Origin of the sequence: Moraxella nasicaprae (assembly GCF_025643275.1) — a bacterium.
GTDB lineage: Bacteria > Pseudomonadota > Gammaproteobacteria > Pseudomonadales > Moraxellaceae > Moraxella > Moraxella nasicaprae.
Genome location: NZ_CP089977.1, coordinates 1,707,714 through 1,730,952, shown reverse-complemented (window position 1 = coordinate 1,730,952; position 23,239 = coordinate 1,707,714). Strand labels below are relative to the sequence as shown.

At 42.7% G+C, this 23,239-nt stretch carries 25 protein-coding genes and 1 pseudogene; 10 read left to right on the top strand and 16 right to left on the bottom strand.

Going from position 1 to position 23,239, the window contains the following annotated elements; genetic code table 11:
- The first annotated feature begins 644 nt into the window (after positions 1–644).
- From LU297_RS08160 to LU297_RS08140, 5 genes and pseudogenes are all read left to right on the top strand, one after another.
- Positions 645–1,466, top strand: a complete 822-nt coding sequence (locus LU297_RS08160) for a DUF6414 family protein (RefSeq protein ID WP_263076031.1) — start codon at positions 645–647, stop codon at positions 1,464–1,466.
- A 51-nt stretch (positions 1,467–1,517) separates the two neighbouring features.
- Complete coding sequence (locus LU297_RS08155) at positions 1,518–1,859, top strand: hypothetical protein (RefSeq protein ID WP_263076030.1); 342 nt, start codon at positions 1,518–1,520, stop codon at positions 1,857–1,859.
- Positions 1,831–2,553 carry an N-acetylmuramidase family protein gene (locus LU297_RS08150; RefSeq protein ID WP_263076029.1) on the top strand — a complete coding sequence of 241 codons (723 nt, stop codon included), beginning with the start codon at positions 1,831–1,833 and terminating at the stop codon, positions 2,551–2,553. The genes LU297_RS08155 and LU297_RS08150 overlap by 29 nt, the downstream gene beginning before the upstream one ends.
- A gap of 720 nt (positions 2,554–3,273) precedes the next feature.
- Complete coding sequence (locus LU297_RS08145; protein WP_263076028.1) at positions 3,274–3,663, top strand: hypothetical protein; 390 nt, start codon at positions 3,274–3,276, stop codon at positions 3,661–3,663.
- Between the two features lie 183 nt (positions 3,664–3,846).
- Positions 3,847–4,281, top strand: a pseudogene (locus LU297_RS08140) (phage minor tail protein L); the annotation flags it as partial.
- Here the strand turns inward: LU297_RS08140 and LU297_RS08135 are convergent.
- Both LU297_RS08135 and LU297_RS08130 read right to left on the bottom strand, forming a co-directional pair.
- A complete protein-coding gene (locus tag LU297_RS08135; RefSeq protein WP_263076027.1) occupies positions 4,278–4,475 on the bottom strand; it encodes a hypothetical protein in 198 nt (65 codons plus the stop codon). The pseudogene LU297_RS08140 and the gene LU297_RS08135 sit on opposite strands and share 4 nt — an antisense overlap.
- A gap of 391 nt (positions 4,476–4,866) precedes the next feature.
- The gene (locus LU297_RS08130) at positions 4,867–5,304 is read right to left on the bottom strand and encodes a hypothetical protein (RefSeq protein ID WP_263076026.1); all 438 of its coding nucleotides are present in this window, start codon (positions 5,302–5,304) and stop codon (positions 4,867–4,869) included.
- A 48-nt stretch (positions 5,305–5,352) separates the two neighbouring features.
- Between LU297_RS08130 and LU297_RS08125 the strand changes: the two genes are divergently transcribed.
- From LU297_RS08125 to rnhB, 3 genes are all read left to right on the top strand, one after another.
- Positions 5,353–5,736 carry a hypothetical protein gene (locus LU297_RS08125; protein ID WP_263076025.1) on the top strand — a complete coding sequence of 128 codons (384 nt, stop codon included), beginning with the start codon at positions 5,353–5,355 and terminating at the stop codon, positions 5,734–5,736.
- 255 nt (positions 5,737–5,991) lie between these two features.
- On the top strand, positions 5,992–7,212 hold the full coding sequence (lpxB, locus tag LU297_RS08120; RefSeq protein WP_263076024.1) for a lipid-A-disaccharide synthase: 1,221 nt from the start codon (positions 5,992–5,994) through the stop codon (positions 7,210–7,212).
- Complete coding sequence (gene rnhB / locus LU297_RS08115; protein ID WP_263076023.1) at positions 7,209–7,934, top strand: ribonuclease HII; 726 nt, start codon at positions 7,209–7,211, stop codon at positions 7,932–7,934. Before lpxB ends, rnhB begins: the two co-directional genes overlap by 4 nt.
- Before the next feature lie 55 nt (positions 7,935–7,989).
- Here the strand turns inward: rnhB and LU297_RS08110 are convergent, their stop codons facing one another.
- The 14 genes from LU297_RS08110 to LU297_RS08045 form a co-directional block, all read right to left on the bottom strand.
- Complete coding sequence (locus tag LU297_RS08110; RefSeq protein WP_263076022.1) at positions 7,990–8,175, bottom strand: hypothetical protein; 186 nt, start codon at positions 8,173–8,175, stop codon at positions 7,990–7,992.
- Positions 8,176–8,265: 90 nt separating this feature from the next.
- The gene (der, locus tag LU297_RS08105) at positions 8,266–9,681 is read right to left on the bottom strand and encodes a ribosome biogenesis GTPase Der (RefSeq protein WP_263076021.1); all 1,416 of its coding nucleotides are present in this window, start codon (positions 9,679–9,681) and stop codon (positions 8,266–8,268) included.
- Positions 9,682–9,786: 105 nt separating this feature from the next.
- Positions 9,787–10,962, bottom strand: a complete 1,176-nt coding sequence (locus LU297_RS08100; RefSeq protein WP_263076020.1) for an outer membrane protein assembly factor BamB — start codon at positions 10,960–10,962, stop codon at positions 9,787–9,789.
- Between the two features lie 54 nt (positions 10,963–11,016).
- Entirely contained in the window at positions 11,017–11,847 is an 831-nt protein-coding gene (locus LU297_RS08095) for a YfgM family protein (protein WP_263076019.1), read from the bottom strand.
- A 16-nt stretch (positions 11,848–11,863) separates the two neighbouring features.
- Positions 11,864–13,144: a histidine--tRNA ligase gene (gene hisS / locus LU297_RS08090; RefSeq protein WP_263076018.1), complete on the bottom strand. Its 1,281-nt coding sequence runs from the start codon at positions 13,142–13,144 to the stop codon at positions 11,864–11,866.
- 38 nt (positions 13,145–13,182) lie between these two features.
- Complete coding sequence (locus LU297_RS08085) at positions 13,183–14,061, bottom strand: hypothetical protein (RefSeq protein WP_263076017.1); 879 nt, start codon at positions 14,059–14,061, stop codon at positions 13,183–13,185.
- Positions 14,062–14,093: 32 nt separating this feature from the next.
- The gene (locus LU297_RS08080; protein WP_263076016.1) at positions 14,094–14,798 is read right to left on the bottom strand and encodes a hypothetical protein; all 705 of its coding nucleotides are present in this window, start codon (positions 14,796–14,798) and stop codon (positions 14,094–14,096) included.
- A 65-nt stretch (positions 14,799–14,863) separates the two neighbouring features.
- Positions 14,864–15,982 (bottom strand): flavodoxin-dependent (E)-4-hydroxy-3-methylbut-2-enyl-diphosphate synthase, encoded by a 1,119-nt coding sequence (gene ispG, locus LU297_RS08075; RefSeq protein ID WP_263076015.1) that lies wholly within the window; start codon positions 15,980–15,982, stop codon positions 14,864–14,866.
- Positions 15,983–16,035: 53 nt separating this feature from the next.
- Positions 16,036–16,686, bottom strand: coding sequence for a hypothetical protein (locus tag LU297_RS08070; protein ID WP_263076014.1), 651 nt, complete (start codon positions 16,684–16,686; stop codon positions 16,036–16,038).
- Between the two features lie 28 nt (positions 16,687–16,714).
- Positions 16,715–17,929 carry a dual-specificity RNA methyltransferase RlmN gene (gene rlmN, locus LU297_RS08065; protein WP_263076013.1) on the bottom strand — a complete coding sequence of 405 codons (1,215 nt, stop codon included), beginning with the start codon at positions 17,927–17,929 and terminating at the stop codon, positions 16,715–16,717.
- Between the two features lie 67 nt (positions 17,930–17,996).
- Positions 17,997–18,377 carry a S66 peptidase family protein gene (locus tag LU297_RS08060; RefSeq protein ID WP_263076012.1) on the bottom strand — a complete coding sequence of 127 codons (381 nt, stop codon included), beginning with the start codon at positions 18,375–18,377 and terminating at the stop codon, positions 17,997–17,999.
- 33 nt (positions 18,378–18,410) lie between these two features.
- Positions 18,411–18,977, bottom strand: coding sequence for an LD-carboxypeptidase (locus LU297_RS08055; RefSeq protein ID WP_263076011.1), 567 nt, complete (start codon positions 18,975–18,977; stop codon positions 18,411–18,413).
- Between the two features lie 91 nt (positions 18,978–19,068).
- Entirely contained in the window at positions 19,069–19,500 is a 432-nt protein-coding gene (ndk, locus tag LU297_RS08050; RefSeq protein ID WP_263076010.1) for a nucleoside-diphosphate kinase, read from the bottom strand.
- A 171-nt stretch (positions 19,501–19,671) separates the two neighbouring features.
- On the bottom strand, positions 19,672–20,652 hold the full coding sequence (locus LU297_RS08045) for a peptidylprolyl isomerase (RefSeq protein ID WP_263076009.1): 981 nt from the start codon (positions 20,650–20,652) through the stop codon (positions 19,672–19,674).
- A gap of 192 nt (positions 20,653–20,844) precedes the next feature.
- Here LU297_RS08045 and LU297_RS08040 point away from each other — a divergent pair, with 192 nt between their 5' ends.
- Both LU297_RS08040 and ychF read left to right on the top strand, forming a co-directional pair.
- Positions 20,845–22,038 carry an MDR family MFS transporter gene (locus LU297_RS08040; RefSeq protein ID WP_263076008.1) on the top strand — a complete coding sequence of 398 codons (1,194 nt, stop codon included), beginning with the start codon at positions 20,845–20,847 and terminating at the stop codon, positions 22,036–22,038.
- A 64-nt stretch (positions 22,039–22,102) separates the two neighbouring features.
- Positions 22,103–23,194, top strand: coding sequence for a redox-regulated ATPase YchF (gene ychF / locus LU297_RS08035; protein WP_263076007.1), 1,092 nt, complete (start codon positions 22,103–22,105; stop codon positions 23,192–23,194).
- Positions 23,195–23,239: the final 45 nt, after the last annotated feature.

Below are 23,239 nucleotides of genomic sequence, written 5' to 3'. Positions count from 1 at the left end.
CCGCCCCAGCCTTTACAGGCTACCTGCCGTTAGTAAGCGTTGTTGCTTAGTAGTAGCAGGATAACAATGATGATTAGCTTTACGACTGCTTTCATTGTCTTATCTCCTAAGGTCGCCACCACTCAAGCAGGTCGGTGGCGGGTAACCTATCAAGACTTGGTGTTGCAGCACCTTGTCTTGATAAGCATATTATAGTAAATACTACACTAAAAGTCAAGTAATTATTGCAATTTTGTATAAAATTGTTGTGATTATTTGGCTTTTTTGCTATTGAGCTGACAGAATAATTTTGTAACCGTGCGTATTATTTGTTCAACATGGGGTTTAAAATAGAATGTGGATATGCTAATATACCTTAACAAGTCAGTTTTAGCTTGAAATTCTTTCATTTTTATGCTGGTTCATGCACTACCGTGAACATCAATATTCTACAACAAGTCAAGTGAAATTTGTCGTTTTGCTTGGCTTTTATTGACCCAAAAGGAGGGGTAGAGTTATGCATAATCACACAGCATATCATACACCATCAACTCAAAATGCCGCAAAAAGGATTGAGTCCGCTTTTGATACATTGGGTAGATTGATGCATCAAGAAGCCAAAAGATACAATGAAGAAAGAAAGAAAGTGCAAGAGAATTTAAATAATGGTGCAAGAATCACAAAACATAGAATCAATCTTTGACTTTTTGTATTTGGATAATACGAAAATCAAATCTTTTTATGCTCAATTAACTGGATTTGGTTCTTTGACCAGCATCAAAGAGAATAATAACAGCAATCATACTAGGCATACTGAGGGAAGCTTAGGCATCCCCTCTACTTTTAATGGCAAGCACGCTTATGGCTCATCTGAGCTGAGGGCTAATGAAAAGCTATATGATGCCATCCCTACCATGCCTCGAGAGATGATTGATAAACTTGATGAATTGGGGTTTATTGAAAGAGAACTATCCGAGCATTCGGCAGGAAAGTTAGTATTAATACAAGGCAAGCTCAGCATTACTGATGTTAACACCATAAAAGATATGATAGGGCCTGTTTTGATTCAGGAGTCTCTCAGCCAAATTGATCATCGGCTACCTCTTAAAGGCAGAAGCAAGAAAATCCAGCAAGCCAATAACGAGAACAAGAATTTAATTGATTTGATTAAAGCCATACCTTATGCACTAGAAGCAACATTATTTGTTGATGGCTGCTCTGTATGGATGACATTAAATCGTGATGAGATGGTTGGTAATCCACATGATATTAACCTAAAACATGGAAGTTTGATGCATGGTAAGTACTATGTTTTAGGTGTACTTGACGCCATCCCTAATGACGATGAAACCATCCCTACTGATAGTGAGTGGCGTAATTCATTATTTGCGATGGCAGCCTCTTTAAAAGAAATGATGGGTCGAGCTTCTAGCAGTTATGGCATTACACCCATCGCCATCTTTAGGGTGATTAAACCCTGCAGTTAATATTAACAAAATAAACCCACCCTTGTTGGTGGGTTTTTTATTGGATAAAATATGACATACAACGACAAAACCTACAACTGCCTACACTTCGCCTGTGATTTTTATGAAAGATTGACAGGTAGCAACCCACGCTTATTGGTTGGCGAGCTTTTGACAGATAAGGCGAATAGGCGTGTCAATCCCTCCGCCCTATCCGCCTTTTACCCCACCGATACGCCCACCGATGGCACATGGGCGGTCATGCACGGAGCACAGGTGCATATTGGCATCTACCAAGATGGCTTGATACACCACTTAACCGAGAGCGGACAACACGCCACACCGCCCCACATCGCCCAATTACAACACGGTAGGATTATCTATTATGAGCTTGATTGTAACCGTCATCAATAACGCCTTTGAGCCTGACAAGCAGACAGATTTTGTTGGCGATAATCTTTTTGAAATCGTCCAAAGAATCTACCCTAAAGGCTTACCGCTTAACACCTATCTGTATCATGACAAGTGGGACAGTGCGTGCGATGTTACGCCCAAGTCTGATGCTGATATTGACCATCTAAACCGCCTAACTGGGCGGTTTTATTTGGTGACCTATCCATCTGCCGCCTTACCGCTTTTGGCGGTGGTGGCTATCTCTGTGGACGTGTCGCTTGCCGTGGCATTTTTGATGCCAAAACCTGAAATTCCCAACACAGGTGCTGCCAGTCAACGAGGGGGCGAGAACATTCAACATCAAAGATTGCAAAATGCCCAAGATTTATTGTTAAAGGTGCGACCAGATGCGGACGAAAATTTGCAAGCCAAAGTGCGTGAATGTGCGTTAAAGGCGTGTTCGTGGGGACTGGGGCAGATTATGGTCTTTAATCACAAGCTGGCAGGATTTGACAACTTACAAGGCTTTATCAATGCCATGTATGACAGCGAAAAAGCCCAATTGCAAGCAACGATTGGCTTTTTAAAGTCGGCAGGGCTTGGCGGTGCGATGAAACGCAAAGACTGGCAAGCGATTGCCAAAGTGTATAATGGCGTGGCTTATGCCAAGTTTGATTATCATAATAAGCTCGCTCGGGCGTATGAAAATGCCTAAATTGGCATAACACCATTAACCCCAACTAGGCAAAATGCTTAGTTGGGGTTATTTTTTGTGGAAAATTTGCGGAAATTTTATTTTAAAATAAAATAAGTTATTGATTTATAAAATATTTTATAAATCAAATATCCAATCAATCATGGGGGTAATGGATATTCTTTTAGTATTTGATTTTAAATGATTTTGTAGGGAAAGCATTGATATATAAGCCTTTTATAAGGTTTCGATTTTAAATTACTTTGGATGATTTTAGCGGGTTTTTGATTATTTTTGTAGTTTTTACGGAAAATTTGCGTAAAATTATCATCAAAGGTCATCAAAATGGGTGGCATTCGCACACGCAAAAATAAAGACGGTATCAGTCGCTAATTATGCCGAAATTCGTATCGGTAAGCAAGGTTTTCCGCCCTACCAAGAATCTGCTAATTTTAGCACAAAAAGACAGTATAGACTTGGATAGCCAGACAGAAAGCCGAATGAAAAGATAATCCCAAACCGCTATTTAAGTGATGTTTTGACACTTTCTCATGGCTGATGTATCATGGCATCTGATGACTTTTTATCTACTGAGGATGTGATGTGCTAATATTGTTATATACCATCATCACTTGACCAAGTTTGGCTTAGCCTGTCACGAGAGACTTTCTTGATTTTTGGTTTTGCAAACAGTCTGTTTGGCAGCAACATTCGATGCAGTTCTTAGTAAGGATTTTTAATATGCAAGCAAAAATTTTACATTCAGAGCATTTTGATAGCAGTAAGGACTTGCATTATAGCTTTGGGCGGTTTGTTCTTTTGCCGCTGGGGGCTAAAAAAACGGAGGTCATCGCTGACGATAGGCTGGTTGCGGCAAATGTATTAACAGATACACAGTACGACAGTCTTAATAGTGAACTTAATGCCGTGCATACTGTTTCAGGCTTATCCACAGTCATTGCTTTTGCATCAGGTAATGGCTTGGCAACTTTATTGCTAAGCGGTTTATCCTTATTTGCCAGAAGCAAACGCCGAGTACCGCTGGTGCTACTTTTTGATGACGGCAGGTGGGTGGTGATAGAATCAAGTGTCAAGTTTGCAAAAACCATGCTAAAAAAAGCACCTTATTAACACACCATCGCCAAAAGTAATTTAGATTAAAAGCACTCATTAGAGTGCTTTTTTATTGGAGTCAGTAATGTCTTTACGCATCAATATTGTTCTGGGTGCTGATACGGTGCATTTTAGCCACAACATCCACAAAGCCACCGGCTACAATCGTTCATCTATCAAATGGATAACCAGCATAGCAGGCACGGCATACAAGGGGCAATATCCGCCCTATGCCAACGATTTGATGACTTTGCAGGAGCGAAACTGACCGTAACGCAGACGCTGGCTCAGTACCTAACCAGTAATGATGCCCAGAATTTTAAAGAGCAAATCTGGTACATCGAGCAAAAAACAGCCGATGACCCACAAGGCATTGTACAGTTTGAGCTATCCAACCCCACCGACTTTGAGAGCTTAAAAATCCCTGTGCGAAACATCACTGCTTACTGCCATTGGGCGGTGTGTGGGCGTTATCGTGGCGAAGAATGCGGCTATACAGGCACAAAACGCTATACACAAGATGGCAAACCCACCACCGACCCCACACAGGACAAATGCTCAGGGCTATTTGCCCATTGTCGGCTTAGAAACAATGAGGGTCGTTTTGGCGGATTTGTGGCGGCAGGGCTTGTTTAGTTTTGCAACTGTTTGGCGTGTGCAATCAATGCCTGTTTAATTGCCCCACTTGCCGAGCCGTACACCGCTTCAAGCTGGCATAATGCCTCATAGGCTTCTTTGTCGTGCTGGCTAAATTGCAAACTCATGTTTTTAAGTGATTTGGCACGGTATGAGCTTTTTGCTTTATGTTGAGCTTGCGTCATTGATGGCATCTTGATTTTCCTTGAAAAATGGGTTAAAGTATCAGGTAACAAGGGGCTGGCTCTTCCTTGAACCAGCTTGTTTGCTTATTAGTTGCCGCTTGATTTTAAAAGCAGGCAAAGCAAAACGATAATGGCGATTTTCACAATGTTACGCATTGTCGTTCTCCTTGTTGGTTGATAAAATCCCAACATCTTGTTGGGGGCTTCCTTAGTCAAGAACTGCCATTCTTGCCAAGTTGTGTATATTATACACTAGTGTATAATAAAAGCCAAGTATTTTATGCTTTTTTGCGTAAAATATTTGGCTTTTTTATTGTCTTAATTTCAATCTTGATACCGCCTTAATAGGGCGGTTTTTTTATGGCAGAATCAAATAAAAAACATTCAACTATACAACATTTTATCCCGTAAATTCAGCAAAAAGTAAGTGGAAACAATGGACATGATTGATGCCTAGATGGTGTGCTTTGTTGGGCGACGATAGCGACTTCGGTTTTTTTGATGTCGGCACTGATTTTTTCTGAGCTTCGGACAGTTTTGCCCCTCCCGTACCGTTTTTTGTCAGCAAATCATTCATCTTGCCAAGTTTTTCTTTAACTGTGCCTAATTGGTGTATTTTTTTATGTAAATCTTGTGTTTTTTCAATCACACTCTGAACTTCATGTTGAAATTTATCCAGCGAGTTTGTATTTAAATTTGGTACTTTAAGTTGCTCTGCTTGCTCCTTTAAATCGGAAAACTTATCAGCCAGTTCTTTTGCTGGTTGTACGGCTTTTTCTAACTTGGCAGTTAATTCATCACTTAATTTTAAGCTGACATTTAATGAAAGATTTGACATTTTAAATACCTATCCTTTAAAATAAAAACACATTCACCGGAGCGTAAAATGTCGTCAAATTTAAAATTATTCTCGGATTGTAAAACAGTTAGAGAACGCCAAGAATATTGGCAGTCAATCGAAGCTGATGAAAGCATTGACTCGTATATCTCTAAACTTCCTGAAATTCGAAAAAATACCGAAAAATTACAAAGACAACTAGACGCCGACAGAATAGAACATCAAAAACGAATGCAAGAAACTGAAATTTTTCGCAAACAGTTTGAAGCAGACGAGATGAGAAAATTACAAAAATGCAATAACCAACCACGCCAAAACCGTTCTCTTGGACTTTTTGGCAATCTGGTCATCATCTTTTTTACGCTTGTTGTACTTGCCATCTTGGTGTTTGGCGGTTTTGCTCTCATTGTCAGTATTCTTGGTCTCTTTTAATAAAAAACCCCACCATCTGGCGGGACTTTTTATTGGCTAGTCTGGACTGTTTCGCTCGATGGCGAGTGCATTCCAGTCCATCAGCTCGTCAAAATACCAACTTGCTTGATTAAATCACGCCCCAAATCCAGCCCATGTTTATTCAATCATGTTGATGGGTCAATTTCATCATGATTGCACCAAATATACAAAAGCCATTTGCAAGCTAGTGTCAAAAACCTTACAATGACAACAAATAACAACTTGGTCAATAACATGGCAAAACAACTAACGATTGGCATTGTGGCAGGCGAGGTATCAGGCGATGCTTTGGGTGCTGACTTTATGCACAAAATGAACGCTCTATACCCAAATATCCGATGGGTGGGCGTGGGTGGCACACAGATGATGCAGGCAGGACTGCACTCTATCATTGACATGAATCGCTTATCAGTGATGGGACTGGTGGAAGTCATTAAGCATTTGCCTGATTTATTTGGGGCAAAAAAAGAGATTTTAGCACAATTTGCCCGCCAAAAAATCGATATCTTTGTGGGTATTGACGCCCCAGATTTTAATCTTAGACTTGGTAAAGCCTTGCAAAATCAAGGAATCTTTCGTGTGCAATATGTCAGCCCGTCAGTGTGGGCATGGCGAGAAAACCGCATTCATAACATCAAGATGTCCTGCGATTTGGTGCTTTGTCTGTTTCCTTTTGAATTGAGTGTCTATCAAAAACATCAGCACCCTGCCGTGTGTGTCGGTCATCATTTATTAGAAAAACTACATAAAGACAGTAGGGATTTACCACACATTCGTCAAGAATTTATCAGTAAACATCGTGATAATTTTCCAACATTGGCACAGATTCAAGACAAGCTGTTGTGCATGATGGCAGGGTCTCGTCGCTCTGAAATTACCGCCATTTTACCCATTTTAATACAGGCGATGCAGCAGCTGGACGATGGGCAGACTGATTTTGTGTTGCCTGTCGTCAGCCAAGAACACGCCCAGCTTGTACAAACGATGATTGATGAACAAAGTCCCACTCTATTGCCAAAAATCCACATCATCTACGGCAGTGCTGATACATTGTCAATCAGTCAGCAGGCGATGAACGCATCAGACGCTGTGGTCTTAGCGTCAGGCACGGCAACGCTTGAAACGCTGCTACTGGAACGCCCAATGGTGGTGGTGTATAAACTAAACACGCTTAGCTATGTGCTTGCCAAAAAATTGATTAAAATCCCTTATGTCAGCTTGCCAAATATCCTATCCAACGAACAAATTGGCGAGCCGATTGTGCCAGAACTGATTCAACAGCAAGCCAATGGTGACAATATTGCTTGGCACATCAACACAATTTTGGATAACCCAACAAAACAAACCGACAAACTTGCCAGCACTTGCCAAAAATTGCGTCAAGACAGTCATCATAATCCTGCGGCAACCGTGTTGCAATTTTTTCAACAAAACATGACAGGTCATCACTCATGATGGATTTAACTCATCATCAAAATCAATGCACCATACACCAAACGCACAACACCCCACCAAGTGGCACCATTTGCATTGGTGTTGATGAAGTTGGGCGTGGCTCATTATTTGGGCATGTGAGCATTGGGGCGGTCATCATGCCCGATGAACTGACAGGGTATTTTGACGAGATTAACTTATCCGATGGTTTGTTTGCCTTATTAAATGACAGTAAAAAACTCACCGCCAAACGCCGAGAAAAGCTGTACGATGCCATCTTGTCTGATTGTCATTCAGCCGTACTGGTCGATGTGCCTGTCAGCGTGATTGACGCCATCAATATTCGTCAAGCAACTTTGCTTGGCATGAGTCTTGCCATCAGTACCCTACTTGTTCATCATCAGCCCAGCATGACTGATACCAAAATTTTTGTTGATGGCGATGCCAGCCCAACACTGTTGGCACCATTTGCTCAATTTGACATTCGCACACTCATTAAGGGCGATGCCATACATAGCAGTGTTGCTTGTGCCAGTATTTTGGCAAAGGTACATCGAGACAGACAAATGGAGCATTATGCTCACCAATATCCAGATTATGGACTGCACAGCCATAAAGGATATGGCACTGCCAAGCACAAGGAGGCGATATTGACGCACGGCGTTCTGCCAGAACATCGTCGAAGTTTTGAGCCCATTCGTAGTTTGGTGCGACAAAATCCATCAGCAGGCGTTCAGCCATAATGCGGTCATCACGCCTGCTACACCAACCTTAATGCAAAATTTAAATCTGTCAACATCACGCCCAATCTTGGCGTTTTAGGGTTAATTTTGATGCTTGTCGAGATTTTTTATGACGGGCTTTGGTATCATCTGCATCATGCACACCGCCCTTTTTTAGCAATGGATTTAATGCAACCAAATTGCGTCCGCTTGGTGATGATGGGGATTGTTTGGCTTGTTTTAATAAATTTTTTAGACTCATTATTTTTTCTCATCAAAATAAAAACGACATCAACCATGACATGGTAAATGCCGCTTTGCTTAAAATCACCAAAAAGCCATCAAGCCACTTTTAACGCTTTTTCTCTCGTTTTTTGAACTGAGCAATGCGTTTTTTATCTCGCATTGCTTTGGCTTTATTTTTGACTTTTGGATTCTTTTTACCTTCATAAGGGTTGGCATTTTGCTTAAACTCGACATGCAAAGGCGTACCTTCAAGTTTAAACACATCACGATAAATGTTTTCCAAATATCTTTGATAGCTTTTGGGCAGTGCTTGCGTCTGATTACCATGGATGACAATCACAGGTGGATTATGCCCACCTAGATGAGCATATCTTAGTTTGATTCGGCGACCACCAACCATGGGCGGTGGGTGATTGACCACCGCATCTTCTAAGATTCTAGTCAGGCGACTGGTAGAAACTTTAAACATTGACGCATCATACGCCTTATGAATAGAAGGGTATAAGTTGCCCACGCCATTGCCATACAAGGCAGAAATCAGATGAATCTTTACCCATGGCACAAAATTAAAACGACGGTCAATCTCAATCTTGACAATGTCTTTTTGTTCTTGGGTTAGACCGTCCCATTTGTTAATCGCCACCACAATGGCACGACCTGCGTCCAGTGCATAGCCAAGCATGTGCAAATCCTGATCGACAATACCCTCTTTGGCATCAATCACCACCACGACCACATTCGCATCTTTGATGGCTTGCAAAGTTTTGACAACAGAGAACTTTTCTACTTTTTCATCAATGCGGCCACGACGACGCACGCCTGCGGTGTCAATCAGCACATACTGACGCTCCTCTCGCTCAAAAGGAATGTAGATACTATCCCTTGTCGTGCCAGGCATATCAAACACCACCACACGCTCTTCGCCAAGCAAGCGATTGACCAAAGTTGATTTGCCCACATTAGGTCTGCCAATGATGGCAAGTTTTAGGGCATCATTATCCAGCTCCTCGCTGTCATCTTCTGACATCTTGTCGGTCAAAACTTCCAGTAAATTATTCACACCCTTGCCATGACTTGCTGCCATCGGAAATGGTTCGCCAAATCCCAACGCAAAAAATTCTGCCGACGCCGCCTCATGCACACCGTCCATTTTGTTTGCCACCAGATAGACAGGCTTACCCAAAGTGTGCAAAAATTTGGCGATTTCACTATCCGCCCCAATCATACCCACACGAGCATCAACCACAAAAACAATGATGTCCGCTTCATGAATGGCAGTATAAGACTGCGTCGCCATATAATCATCAATATTGCCACGCCCATCGTCCATCTCGCCAATACCACCTGTATCAACCACGATGAAAGACTTATTTTCGTAAGTAGCATCGCCATATTGACGATCTCGTGTCAAACCAGCCAAATCCGCCACCAATGCTTGTCGGGACTTGGTCAGCTGGTTAAATAAAGTGGATTTGCCAACATTGGGACGACCAATCAAGGCAACGACAGGCTTTACACTCATGATAATACTCTCAAAATTTTTGGGGCAGATGGATAATCAATAAAAAAACAGCAAATCCTTTGCCATTCATTGAACGACAAAGGAATTTTTTGTCAGGTTGGCTGATTAAAATTGCCAAACATTCGCCACGCCATTGGTACTTTGGGCGTATAGGCGATTTTGATGCACTTGCAAACTGGTCAAAGGCTGCTTAGTGTTCAAGCGACTAACGATTTTGCCCGTTTCATCAAACAGATGAATCACACCATCTTTATCGCCAATCGCCACATATTGACCGACTGTGACTGCATTGGTCAGACCACGAAATTTTAGTTCGTCATTTTGCCAAACTTGCTCGCCTGTCAAACGGTTAAAACCAATGACCTCGCCATCAATATTAGCCCCAATCACCAAAGAACCCAATGCTGCCACTGAACCTGTACTGGCAAGTTTGCTGGCAAAAATCGGCTGACCCTGTCTCATGTCAAAACCCATCAACTGACCGCCATAGCTTGCTACATACAGAATATCGCCTGCCATGGTTGGTACGCCATCGACATCACGCAGTTTTGCCACATCGCCAGTGCCTGACGCTAGACCAACACGCCCCATCCAAACAGGGGTGCCACTTGCAATATCCAAAGCGTGAACACGACCATCAGCACCACCAACCAATGCCGTGCGAGCATCTAATTGCCAAGGTTTTGCCATGCCACGCACCGTGACTGTTGGGGCTTGGATTGAATACTGCCAAGCAATCGCACCATTGCTGGCATCAAGTCCATAAACCACATTGCTGTTGGTTGAGACAATCACTCGATTGCCAGTAATCAATGCAGGAGCAAGACTGGCTGATGGCAAAGCGGTTTGCCAAAGCGTCTCGCCTGTCTTGGCATTCAAAGCAATGATATTGCCTGAACGAGCACCCACAACCACCAATTCATCGCCACCGATAGCGGCAGCACTGGTGATGGGCTGTTTTAGATTGACCGACCAAGCAGGCGAATTACCCACAAAACGAGTAACCGAACCGCCACGACTGGCTGCAATCAATCCGTCAGCAGTTGGGGCAATTTGCAAATCCACCACATCTTTACCGTGATGCTTACCACGCTTAATGATTGAACCACCCTGCTCCAACTTGGTGCTAAACACAGGGGTTAGCACTGTCATCGGTGCTGAAATCGGAATCAATTTGGCTGGTTTTCTATCATCTGGCTTGATGGCTTTTGTGCCACAACCTGCCAACATCATTGCACCAAGCACACCTGCTAATGCGGTCATTGCAAAACGCTTATTCATACGATATCCTTTTTATGTTGATGATACATCATCATTGTAATGGCAAATGTCTGATTATTGATTGCTTGTTTGTGGGGTTTTTGTATCTGCTTGACCATCAGCAGGCTGCTTAGTTGCCTCATCTGTGGCTTGTGCTGCATCAGTTGTGGCAGTATTGACAGTCGCCACCACAGCAGCAGGTGGTTCAATCGGCTGAACGACCACGCCCAAAGATTGTAATTTTAGGCTAAGCACTGCACGGTTTTCTTGACGAGCTCGCAAGGCTTCCCAAGCTGATGTATAGGCTTTTTTGGCGTTATCCACTTCGTTTTTGGCAAGATAAATATCGCCCAAAAGCTCTTGACGAGATGCCTCGAACGCCTGTGGCAATGCTTCATTGGCGGTTGCAAATGCACTCTCTGTATCGCCATCAGCCAGCATCACACGAGCCAGACGAATCTTAGTCATTGCCGTCAAGCCATCATCAAGCTCAATCTTGCTGGCTTCTTGAAGTGAAGCAATCGCTCCTTTTAGGTCATTATTATCCACCTGATGACGAGCTTTCATCATCAACCCTTGCCACGCATAGGTAGTATCGCCATGCTTTGCCACCAAATCATCGATTTGGGCAAACAGCTTGTTTTCTTCATCGACAAGTTTCTTTTTGGCAGCTTCGTCCAGCTGTGAATTTTGGGCAGTCATTATCAACTGCTCATTGGTATTACTGATGTTTGTATAAGCATCAGCCGCCACGGTATCAATTTTGGCATAATGATTTTGATAGTATTGCCAGCCAAAATAAGCCGCCAGCACCACCAATACAATCGTCAAGATGGTATTACCATGTTTTTTTAATGCCATCATTGACTGTTTATCTGCGTTTTGATTATCGGTTTGAGTTGTCATTATCTTATCCAAATAATTAGCTAATCTTATCAAAATCATCGGCTGGCACGGTTGCCTGCTCGCCTGTTGCCATTGTTTTTAGTGTAACTACACGATTTGCCACCTCATCATGAGCGATGATGATGGTATGCGATGCACCTGATTTATCCGCCTTTTTCATTTGAGCTTTTAGGCTGGCTGCTGATGCCATTTTTACTCTCAAAGTTGGGCGGTGCTGACGCAGTTTATCAGCATATTGCAAACCGTGCAAATAGCATTCTGGGTGAGCAACCACAAACACATCGCATTCAGCCTGTGCCTGCATTGGATTGACCGCTTCAATCAACAACATGAGGCGTTCTAGACCCATGGCAAAGCCCACCGCAGGTTCGGATTTATCAGCATCGCCCTTTAAAATACCCACCAAACCGTCATAACGACCACCGCCACACACGGTTGCTTGCGAGCCAAGTTTATCAGTCACCCATTCAAAGACGGTTTTATTGTAATAATCAAGACCACGCACCAGCTTATCATTGATTTCAAATGAAATGCCCAATGCCGTCAAATAATCCTGCACGGTTTGAAAATGCGTCAAAGTCTCTTCGCCCAAAAATTCATTTAGTTTTGGTGCATTTGCCAAGATTTCTTGGGTCTTGACATCTTTGGAATCCAAAATTCGTAGCGGATTGGTATCCAGTCTTCGCTGGCTATCGGCATCTAGCTGGTCTTTGTGTGCAATCAGATATGACACCAAAGCCTGACGATATGCCAAGCGTTCATGTGCCTCACCCAAAGTATTTAGTTGCAATTTAACCTCATGGTCAATGCCCAATGCTTGCCACATACGAGCTGTCATCGCAATCAGCTCGGCATCAGCATCAGGCAAGGCACTACCAAAACTTTCCACCCCAAGCTGGGTGAACTGACGATAACGACCTTTTTGTGGGCGTTCGTAGCGGAACATCGGACCGATATACCACAATTTTGGCGTATCGCCTCGTGTCAAATTATGCTCGATGACCGCACGCACGCACCCTGCTGTCCCCTCTGGGCGTAGTGTGAACGACTTTTCACTCTCGTCCTTGCCTGTATTTTGATTGCCATGCACCACGCCAAACATCTCTTTTTCGACAATGTCGGTCGCCTCGCCCACGCCACGAGCAAACAGCTCAGTCTCCTCCACCAGAGGTAGGCGAATCTGACTATATCCGTAGCCATCAAGCACTTGGGTTAAAATCGTTTCCACCGCACGCCACTTGGCGGTTTCGGTGGGCAAAATATCATTAAAGCCACGAATGGCGGTAAGTTTACTCATTTTTAAATCCTATATTACATTCATTTTAGTATATCAAACTATTTACCCAATAAATATGGAGCAAAGCGTTTCATTTCATCGGTACTTAATTTTTTAATTTGCGTTCTTAATACACGCAAAGTCATACCATCTTTTAGACAATAAGGTTGAGCAATTTGTGCAAATTCAAAAGGCTGATTTTCATCATAGACCACTTCATCAAACCCATTTGAAAAAATAACATCTCCCACCTTAAATTCATATCCACGAATGATTAACGCTTGTTTGTTATCGTCCCAATGCGTAACACCACTTGGAAAAACGATTAAATACTCATCATTTAATCCCAAACAGCCGTTTTTATTTTCCAATTTAGTCATACTCGCAGGTTGAATTTCTGGCAACCCTTTATCTTCAAATGGATAAGCAAAATAATTGCCTTGTGGTACAGCGAGCTTTTTACTAAACATCGTCCCTAAATAGACAATATTTCTCCCTTCTTGTAAACATTGTGCATCGGCTTGTTTGATAAATTGATGTTGTTTTTGCGTTGAATAAGGTTCATGACGCAGATAATTGCTAAAAATATAATCGCCTAGACGATATTCATCATCATATACCGTTAAAATTTGCTTTTGCTCATTCCAACTCGTGATACTATCAGGAAATACAGGAATTGAATATCGACCATCATCATGTTTAATCAATAAACAGCGATTTTCCATCACCACACGCCCTAAAAAGGCTGGTGCATCTTCAGCACCACCAGCTTTTAAATCCCAAGAAAAATAAGGATTTCGCTGTTTAATAATGGCTTGTGTATTCACATCGTCTTTTGGCATATCTTGGGTTGATGGACTATTTTGCGTGTTTGATGAACAGCCATACAGAGCCGTTACCATTCCTAAGGCTAAGACAATTTTTTGCATATTCATCATCACAATTCCAAAAGGGTCAGACCAAAATCAAATTATTGGCAACCATCTCCTGTACCACAACCAACTGCAATACTGCCCATAAACAACGCCCCAGCCGCAAGCTGAATCGGTGCGGTAATCACATCAGCGACGAAAGCAAATGGTTTTAATGCGGTTCGTGCAACTTTATTATCGTGATAACTCACGATTTCAATTGGATAATTGCCTTTGACTGGCTGTAATTTGGCATTGGGAATCGTACTTTTTGCGTACATTTTCATTTCAAATTTCATTTCGCAATTGCCGTACGGATTGGGCAAATGTGTGTAGCAATAACGGTTCAAAAATTCTTTTTCGCCTGCGTTTAATGGTTGACCCTGTTTGTCATAAGAGAATTCAAAGAACACATAATGGACTGGCACAATCCTTCCACCAAACGAATCTTCCAATTTAAAACGAATTGGTTTGGGTTTAAACGCCTTTAAATCCAGCACTTGACCGATTTTATTGAGATCTTGTAATTTTCTACCGCCAGCATTTCTGTCATCGAGTTCATAAGTATATTTATCGCCCAAAATGACCATATAGTTTGAATCTTGCACACCGTTTGCCGACACATAACTGAGCATATAACGCACATTATCACGCTCAACTGATTCGACCGAACCTCTCGTTTTACTGTTTAGATAACTGGTCGCACAGCCTTGTAGCATTAAGCCAGCAATCGTGGTCATTGCAATCATTTTTGTAAATTTCATTACATCGCTATCCTTATGGGTGTTTGTCGCTCTTCATCTTGATGGATTTTCCACAAAATCCACCCTTATTGCGATACCCTTAAAATCTCATTCGCCCTTTTCTCTGCCAATGCTTTGGCTTTTTCTCGTACCATTGCCTCAATTTCGTCCACCAATTTATTGGTGTCAATCAGATGACTTTTATCGCCATTTTTATACACCAGTGAATTAGGGCTTGCCCCCACCACACCAATATCCGCCTCCTTTGCCTCGCCCGGTCCATTGACTTTACAGCCAATCACCGACACATCCATCGGCTCACGAATGTCCTCTAATCGTGCCTCTAATTCAGTCATCACCTTAATGACATTAAACTCTTGACGGCTACAAGACGGGCAAGCAATAAAATTCACGCCATTAGAGCGAATACCAAGCGACTTTAAAATATCAAAGCCAATTTTAATCTCTTCTTCTGGCTGGGCCGCCAGCGAAATCCGCATTGTATCGCCAATGCCTTCAAGCAAAAGCCCACCAAGTGCAATCGCACTTTTTACCGTACCAGTACGATACACGCCAGCTTCGGTAACGCCTAGATGAAGTGGGCAATCCACCTGTGCTGAAATGAGCCGATAAGCGTCCATTGTCAAAAAGACATTAGATGCCTTGACCGAAATTTTATAATCGTGAAAGTCGTGGCGGTCTAAGATATCAATATGACGCATGGCGGATTCTAACATCGCCTCGCCTGTCGGCTCGCCATATTTTTTTTGTAAATCTTTTTCTAGTGAGCCTGCATTGACCCCAATACGAATCGGCAAGCCGTGATGTTTAGCACAGGCGATGACCTCTTTGACTTTTTGCTCATTGCCGATATTGCCTGGATTGATACGCAAGCAGTCCGCCCCAACCTCTGCCACCGCCAAAGCGATTTTATAATCAAAATGAATATCAGCAATGAGCGGAATATTGACCTGTTTACGAATTTGCCCAAACGCCTGTACACTGTCCATCGTGGGGGTAGAAACACGCATCAAATCCGCCCCTGCGTCCACACAGCGTTGTATTTGGGCGACCGTTGCCGCCACATCGCAAGTGTCGGTATTGGTCATTGACTGCACGCTAATGGGAGCATCGCCACCAATGGCGACATTGCCCACCATAATTTTACGAGTGGGACGGCGAGTAATGGGGGTGTGATGGGACATATTATTTTCCAACAATCAATATTACAATATGGCAAATCTTACTTTTATTGCCGCTATTCATTTGGGTTATTTTGAGTGTATTTATCTTTTTGTATATTTAAATACAAAGCCTGACTTAATAAGTCTGCATTTAAGCTACCTGCCTTAATCGCTCGGTCAAATGCCAGCACTGCCAAATCCAGATTTGCCTTAGTTGGCTGCCGCTCCCACAAAATATTGCGGATATAGGCAATATTCTCAATCGCTGCCAGTCGCCCATCAAAACCAATCTCGCCTGCCGCCTGCTCAAAATGCGTGAGTGCCGACACATAGTCCTGCCAAGCTGTCAAATACACACCATAATCATAATGTGTCTGCATGTCCTTATTATCCAAAGACAGTGCTTGTTGATAATGGCTTTTGGCAAGCTGTGCATGCTTAGGCTCGCCTGTTGCCTGATATACCTGTGCCAAAATGCGATGAGCGGGTGCGTGGCGAGCATTTACCTTGATTGCTAAATCAAGCTGTCTTTTGGCATCATCGATTCGACCGATTTGTAAATATTCCCAAGCCAGCTTGGTGTAGGTTTCAGCCAGATTGCTGTGATTATCAGTCATGATGTGTCTGGGTTGGTTTGATGTGGACTGACAAGCACACATCAAGCTCATCGCCAGTAATCCCGGAGTGATGCTGAGTATTTTTTTACCAACAAAAGACCATCTCATTCTAGCAACCTTTACACACTTTGGCAAATCAAGACGGCTGATTTTGTTGGCGTTTTGCCACGCTCTGTTGCCATTTAGCCGCTCGTCTGGTTCTATCTGCCACCTGCCCCACCAGTTGCCCACAAGCAGCATCAATGTCATCGCCTCTTGTTTGGCGTACGGTACAAACAAAGCCTGCATTGTTTAAAATATTAGAAAAGGCGTGAATACGATTGTTGCTAGACCGCTGGTAAGGAGCGTGCGGAAAAGGGTTAAAGGGGATTAGGTTAATCTTGCTTGGCAAATCTTTTAATAAATGAACCAATTGATAAGCGTGTTCGTCCGTATCATTGACCCCATTTAGCATGACATATTCAATGGTAATATGCTTTTTGTGGCGTGGATTTTCATCATACACATAGGCCTTGGCAGCTCTTATCAAATCCGCCAATGGATATTTTTTGTTAATCGGCACAAGCTCATTGCGAAGCTCGTCATTGGGGGCGTGCAGACTAATGGCAAGCGCCACATCAATGTCTTTTGCCAAATCATACATTTTTGGCACAATACCCGAAGTAGAAAGCGTAACACGGCGTTTGGATAGTCCATAAGCATTGTCATCAAGCATTAGGCTCATACTGGCAACGACAGGCTCATAATTTAACAGTGGCTCGCCCATGCCCATCATCACCACATTGGTGACCATATTTTTATAATCATTAGGCGACACCCCTTCATTATAGGAAGCATTGGCAACCCACAGCTGACCGATAATCTCAGCAGGTGTTAAGTCTCGTTCAAAGCCTTGTTTACCTGTACTACAAAATGAACAGTCCAAGGCACAGCCCACTTGCGAACTGATACACAAGGTTTTTCGTCCAAATTCTTTGCTATCTTCGGCAGGAATTAGCACCGTTTCAACCAGCGAACCACCAGCGACTTCAAAGACCCATTTTCGTGTGCCATCTTCACTAAACTGCTTAAACTTAACCTTAGGTGGCACAACGCACGCCTTATCATCTAAGATGGCTTGCAATTTTTTGGATAAATTACTCATCTGATAAAAGTCGGTTACGCCAAACTGATAAATCCATTTCATCACCTGCACGGCACGAAACTTTTTTTCACCCAAAGACTCAAAAAAGGTTTCCAACTGCCCTTTGGACATTCCTAATAGGTTGATTTTATTGGCAAATTGGTCTTGCTTGCCATCATCGGTTGGGCAAGAAGCGGCGATAACAGGGATTTTTTGGACGCTGGTCATACAAATTATCAAAAATAGCAATAAAATGGCTTATTATACTAAATTTTTGTATGAAAGTCATAAAAAACTAACATTCATCAATCCAAATACTCATCGTATCGGTATCAATGTGTGCCATCGCCCCAATGGTTAGCGTAAACAAAGGCTGGGTATGAGCAAAATCAAGGTCAGTCATCACAGGAATTTGCTTTAATATCGGATATTTATCCAAGATAAAATACAAGGTCTCATCATCGATTTGGCATTCTTTTGGAAATCTACCCAGTAGCAGTGCCTTAGGATTTGGATAATTTTGCAAGACGGCAGTCATCTGACGCAAGATGTCGTATCTATCATGGCCTTCTGCCGCCTCCAAAAATAGCACATAACCGCCAGCCATCTCATCCACTTTGGGAGCAAAAGGTGTGCCGTTAAGTAGCCCAAAAGTACACAAATTGCCACCAATCACTCGCCCAGACGCACGCCCTGCTGTATATACACGTCAGTTGGTTGGGTAAAATTGACGCTCTACATTGGGCAAAAACCACGCATCGCTCGACCACTGTGTCGATGGTGTCAGTTGGTAGCGATTTTGAGTCATTGCATTAAGCCATGCCATCGTCTGATATTCTTGTAATTCATTCATTTTAAATGACGAATAGCTTGCCCCCATATAAGTCGCCACCCCTGCCTTAGTCGTGATGGCATGCAACAATGCGGTGGTGTCTGAGTAACCACAGATGATTTTTGGATTTTGCCTGATAAGCTCATAGTCCAGATAGGGCAGCAGCTCATTGCAATTAAAACCGCCAATGGTTGCCAATATCGCCTTGACTGAGCTGTCGGCAAATGCCTCATGCAAATCCGCCACCCTGTCTTCAATGCTGGCAGAATTAAACAAATCATGAGCATGATAGTTGCTTGAAAAAGACACCATAAAGCCTAATTTTTCAAGCCTATCTTTGGCAGTCAAATTAGCATCAAATCCACCAATACTATCGATAGACGATGATGGGCTAAGCACACGAATGTGGTCGCCTTGTTTGAGTTTGGCAGGATAAATCATCATACACTTCCTTATGATGGTGTTAAAAAAAACAAAAGCGACTACCGAGCAGTAGTCGCTTTTTTAATGCAAAAATCAATTTTGCCAGCACCAATTAACGAGTGCGTGGGAAAATCTCATCTGCACCAAAGAAGTAAGCGATTTCACGCTCAGCAGAAGTGGTGCTGTCAGAGCCGTGAGCAGCGTTCTCATCGATGCTTACTGCAAAGTCGGCGCGAATCGTACCAGCAGCTGCTTCTTGTGGGTTGGTAGCACCCAAGATGTCACGATGTGCCAATACAGCATTTTCGCCTTCTAGAACTGACACCACCACAGGGCCTGAGGTCATGAATGCCACTAGGTCAGCAAAGAAGCCACGCTCTTTATGCTCTGCATAAAAGCCTTCTGCTTCTGCTTGGGTTAGGTGCTTGTATTTCATAGCAACTGGTTTTAGACCAGCTTTTTCAAAGCGAGCGATGATGTCGCCGATGTGGTTTTTGCCAACTGCGTCTGGCTTGATGATAGATAAAGTGCGTTCGATAGCCATGATATTTTCCTTAAAAAATATGCTAAGTGAATAAAAATGATGCTTTTACAATTTGATGTAAAACACCCCAGTATTATAACAAGTGCTATTTATTTTTGCATCTTTTTTCACAGACGAAATGGCAAATTATTTCATTGCCAATCCATCTGGTGTTCTTCTTATATCTGATGACTAGGAGTTTGATTCGTCTTTTTTGTGAACTTTCATCTGTGGCGACAAATAGCAAGGGTCAATATGAGTAGGCAGTGGTGCAACAAACCATTCATTGGTGCGATGACGGCGAGCCTCGATAAGCTGCATAAAAGTGCTTGAATCAGAACGTAACACCTCAAAATCTACCTGCTCATTGCTTGGGAGCATATCGCCTGTGCGAATGTGCTTGATGGCTGTACCATCTTTGGCAGGGTCGGTATAAAAACCCATCACGCCATCGCCACGCTTTAAGCTGCTTAGATGCTCGATACCTTGTAGCACCTTGCCCACCACCACAATTTGACGGTCAAGATGACGAGCAGGCTGACCGATGACCGCATACAAATCAGCAGTCGTGCCACTATCCACGCCCACATTACGAGATACACCAATCGCCCCATAGCAATGCAAAGCAAACGCCTGACCGTCTTTGACGCTGGCAGCAAAATTGCCCACAAAACCTGTCTTATCTGCATAAGGGTCAATGTCTGGCAATGCCACAAACTTCACCTGATTCACAGGACGACTGATTTCTACGGGCAACTTGTCTTTGGCATTGTCAGGCAGTTCTTTGCCGTCTTTATCATTGGCAAAATCAAACCAGCCAAATTGTGCCACATAATTGTCCTGCACTCGATAAACAGACGCATTGTCCCAAAAATTTTGCTTGGCAAGGGTGCGAATTCTTTGGGCGTGAGCAGGAGCAAACTCATCTGCCAGCTCAAAAATAATCTGCTTACCATCGCTAAGCGTGATATAAACCAACTTTGATTGAGGAATGCTCTGCCAAGCATCTTGTGGGGCATTTTTTAGGATTTCTTCGGTGCTGGTTTGCTTTAAAAGTTTGGCGGACGAATGTTCAGGCTTATCAGTCTGACTGTCTTTGGCAAACACCAAACCACTCATCAATACACCAGCCAATGATAGTGCCATCGCACCTGACAAAAAGGATAATTTCATACAACACTCCTTGTTTTGATTAGAAAATAACAGTGCATACCATCTTAACCAAAATTTCATGGCTTGTCATGCATTTTTTTGAATTTTTTTGATGAATTTTAGAGCAAAAGAATCATCATATCATTTGATTGATTTTCAAGCATTCATGTAATAGAATGAAAAATCGCCAGCCCCCAAGCAAAAATCTCACTCATGAACCAATCCGTCCTCACTCATTTTAATCAAACCATCTGGGCAATGCTCATTGGTACTTTTTTGGTAAAAACCACCTACTTTATGTCGTGGCCGTTTTTGATTGCGATTTTAAATGGCAAGGCTGGCATTTCGCCCATTGATGTTGGTATTATTTTGGGTGTATCGGCAGGATTATCCTCTTTTTTGGGATTGTATGTTGGGTATTTATCCGATAAATTTGGCAGAAAATTGCTAATGCTGATTGGCTGTTTCATATTGGCAAGTAGTTTTTTAATCTTAATTTTTGCCAATAATTTTTGGCATTTTTTTATTGTGATGGCGTTGATGGGTATTGGTTCGCCAGCCTTAGAAGTTAGTACCAAAGCAACCATTAGTGATAGTCTTAGTGATAAAAAGGTGCGTGAATTTGCCTTAAATATTCGCTACTTTTTAATCAATGTTGCAGGGGCGATTGGAGCCTTGATGGGGTTATGGCTTGGACTAAAAAATCCCAATGGGCTTTTTATTGCCACTTGTTTGGCTTATGTCTTTTATCTGCTTTGGATTTTTAAATTGGTATCGCCACCAAACAATACACAAACAGGACAATTGCCAGACTTATCCAATGTGATTACTATTATAAAAAATGATACGCTGTTTTTGTATTTATTGCTTGCCAATTTTTTATTATTGATTGTCTATTCGCAGTTTAATAGCACACTACCACAAATAATGACCCTATCGCTTGCCGATAAAGCCGTACAATTGATTGTGTTATTGGGTGTGGTTAATTGTGCAACGGTCGTTATTTTGCAATTTCCTTTATTAAAATTATTAGAAAACTTTGCCATTGGCAGACGGGCTCAAATTGGCATTTTTCTAATGCTAATTCCCCAATTTCTTTTTATGATGATTGATAGGCAAAATTTATGGGCGTGGGGCATTGTCTTTTTTATATTAAGTGTTGGCGAAACCATTTTATTTCCAACCATCAATATTAACATTGACCAATTGGCAAAACCAGAACTTAGGGGCAGTTATTTTGGTGCAGGGAGTTTAAGTCAGCTTGGACATTCAGCAGGTCCAATGTTGGGTGGATTTATGCTTAGTTATTATAATGATATGGCTTATTTTATATTAACCAGTCTATTGTGTATGGTGAGTATTATTTTATATCAAGGAATTTATCAAAGACAAATCAAGGCTTATTAACATTGGCTTTTTTGGCTAAAATTTGTTAAAATACGGCAAATTTTTATCAAAAAGAGATACGATTATGGGCTTTAATTGTGGCATTGTTGGACTTCCCAATGTGGGCAAATCCACCCTATTTAATGCTTTGACCAAAGCAGGCATCGCCGCCGAAAACTTCCCCTTTTGTACCAAAGACCCTAACACGGGCATTGTCCCTGTGCCAGACCCAAGATTAAAGCAACTTGCCGACATCGTAAAGCCTGAGCGAGTGATTCCCACCAGTATGGAATTTGTCGATATTGCAGGGCTTGTCGCTGGGGCAAGCAAAGGCGAGGGTATGGGCAACCAATTTCTTGCCAATATCCGTGAGACGGACGCCATCGCTCATGTGGTACGCTGCTTTGATGATGACAATGTCATTCATGTGGACGGACGAGTCAATCCCTTGTCCGACATTGAGACCATCAATACCGAGCTTGCCTTGGCGGACTTAGAGGCGGTTACTCGTGCCATTACCAATAACAGCAAAAAAGCCAAAGGTGGCGACAAAGACGCCAAAGCAATGCTTGATGTCTTTCAAAAAATTGAGCCGTTTTTGGCAGACGGCAAGCCTGCCCGTATGGCAAATCTTGATGACGATGAGAAAAAGCTCATCAAATCCTATGGGCTAATCACCCTAAAACCTGTGATGTATATCGCCAATGTGGCAGAAGATGGCTTTGAAAATAACCCTCATTTGGATGCGGTGCGTGAATTTGCCAAATCGGACAACGCCATTGTCGTCCCCCTTTGTAACCAAATAGAAGCCGAGATTGCTCAGCTGGACGAGGACGAAAAGGCAGAATTTTTGGAGGGTATGGGAATGAGCGAGGCAGGGCTTGACCGTGTGATTCGGGCAGGTTATGAACTTCTAAAAATGCAAACCTATTTTACCGCAGGGGTCAAAGAAGTGCGTGCGTGGACAGTGCCAGTCGGAGCGACCGCCCCAGAGGCGGCAGGGGTCATTCATACCGACTTTGAACGAGGCTTTATCCGTGCCGAAGTGATTGCCTTTGATGATTTTATAGAATATGGCGGAGAAAAAGGGGCGGCGGCAGCTGGCAAAAACCGCTTGGAGGGCAAAACCTACATCGTCCAAGATGGCGATGTGATGCATTTTAGATTTAATGTATAAACACAATCAATAGGGGTAAGTTTTTACCCCTGTTTTTTTAAGAAT

Excerpts from the sequence above, each read along its gene's own strand:
- LU297_RS08100 (WP_263076020.1), bottom strand. The coding sequence starts at position 10,962 with ATGAATAAGCGTTTTGCAATGACCGCATTAGCAGGTGTGCTTGGTGCA.
- LU297_RS08080 (WP_263076016.1), bottom strand. The coding sequence starts at position 14,798 with ATGAAATTTACAAAAATGATTGCAATGACCACGATTGCTGGCTTAATG.
- LU297_RS08135 (WP_263076027.1), bottom strand. The coding sequence starts at position 4,475 with ATGCCATCAATGACGCAAGCTCAACATAAAGCAAAAAGCTCATACCGT.
- ndk (WP_263076010.1), bottom strand. The coding sequence starts at position 19,500 with ATGGCTATCGAACGCACTTTATCTATCATCAAGCCAGACGCAGTTGGC.
- rnhB (WP_263076023.1), top strand. The coding sequence starts at position 7,209 with ATGATGGATTTAACTCATCATCAAAATCAATGCACCATACACCAAACG.
- LU297_RS08155 (WP_263076030.1), top strand. The coding sequence starts at position 1,518 with ATGACATACAACGACAAAACCTACAACTGCCTACACTTCGCCTGTGAT.
- LU297_RS08085 (WP_263076017.1), bottom strand. The coding sequence starts at position 14,061 with ATGATGAATATGCAAAAAATTGTCTTAGCCTTAGGAATGGTAACGGCT.
- der (WP_263076021.1), bottom strand. The coding sequence starts at position 9,681 with ATGAGTGTAAAGCCTGTCGTTGCCTTGATTGGTCGTCCCAATGTTGGC.
- lpxB (WP_263076024.1), top strand. The coding sequence starts at position 5,992 with ATGGCAAAACAACTAACGATTGGCATTGTGGCAGGCGAGGTATCAGGC.
- LU297_RS08095 (WP_263076019.1), bottom strand. The coding sequence starts at position 11,847 with ATGACAACTCAAACCGATAATCAAAACGCAGATAAACAGTCAATGATG.
- rlmN (WP_263076013.1), bottom strand. The coding sequence starts at position 17,929 with ATGACCAGCGTCCAAAAAATCCCTGTTATCGCCGCTTCTTGCCCAACC.
- LU297_RS08150 (WP_263076029.1), top strand. The coding sequence starts at position 1,831 with ATGAGCTTGATTGTAACCGTCATCAATAACGCCTTTGAGCCTGACAAG.
- LU297_RS08130 (WP_263076026.1), bottom strand. The coding sequence starts at position 5,304 with ATGTCAAATCTTTCATTAAATGTCAGCTTAAAATTAAGTGATGAATTA.
- LU297_RS08045 (WP_263076009.1), bottom strand. The coding sequence starts at position 20,652 with ATGAAATTATCCTTTTTGTCAGGTGCGATGGCACTATCATTGGCTGGT.
- ychF (WP_263076007.1), top strand. The coding sequence starts at position 22,103 with ATGGGCTTTAATTGTGGCATTGTTGGACTTCCCAATGTGGGCAAATCC.
- LU297_RS08055 (WP_263076011.1), bottom strand. The coding sequence starts at position 18,977 with ATGATGATTTATCCTGCCAAACTCAAACAAGGCGACCACATTCGTGTG.
- LU297_RS08145 (WP_263076028.1), top strand. The coding sequence starts at position 3,274 with ATGCAAGCAAAAATTTTACATTCAGAGCATTTTGATAGCAGTAAGGAC.
- LU297_RS08070 (WP_263076014.1), bottom strand. The coding sequence starts at position 16,686 with ATGAGATGGTCTTTTGTTGGTAAAAAAATACTCAGCATCACTCCGGGA.
- LU297_RS08110 (WP_263076022.1), bottom strand. The coding sequence starts at position 8,175 with ATGAGTCTAAAAAATTTATTAAAACAAGCCAAACAATCCCCATCATCA.
- ispG (WP_263076015.1), bottom strand. The coding sequence starts at position 15,982 with ATGTCCCATCACACCCCCATTACTCGCCGTCCCACTCGTAAAATTATG.
- LU297_RS08040 (WP_263076008.1), top strand. The coding sequence starts at position 20,845 with ATGAACCAATCCGTCCTCACTCATTTTAATCAAACCATCTGGGCAATG.
- LU297_RS08125 (WP_263076025.1), top strand. The coding sequence starts at position 5,353 with ATGTCGTCAAATTTAAAATTATTCTCGGATTGTAAAACAGTTAGAGAA.
- LU297_RS08160 (WP_263076031.1), top strand. The coding sequence starts at position 645 with ATGGTGCAAGAATCACAAAACATAGAATCAATCTTTGACTTTTTGTAT.
- hisS (WP_263076018.1), bottom strand. The coding sequence starts at position 13,144 with ATGAGTAAACTTACCGCCATTCGTGGCTTTAATGATATTTTGCCCACC.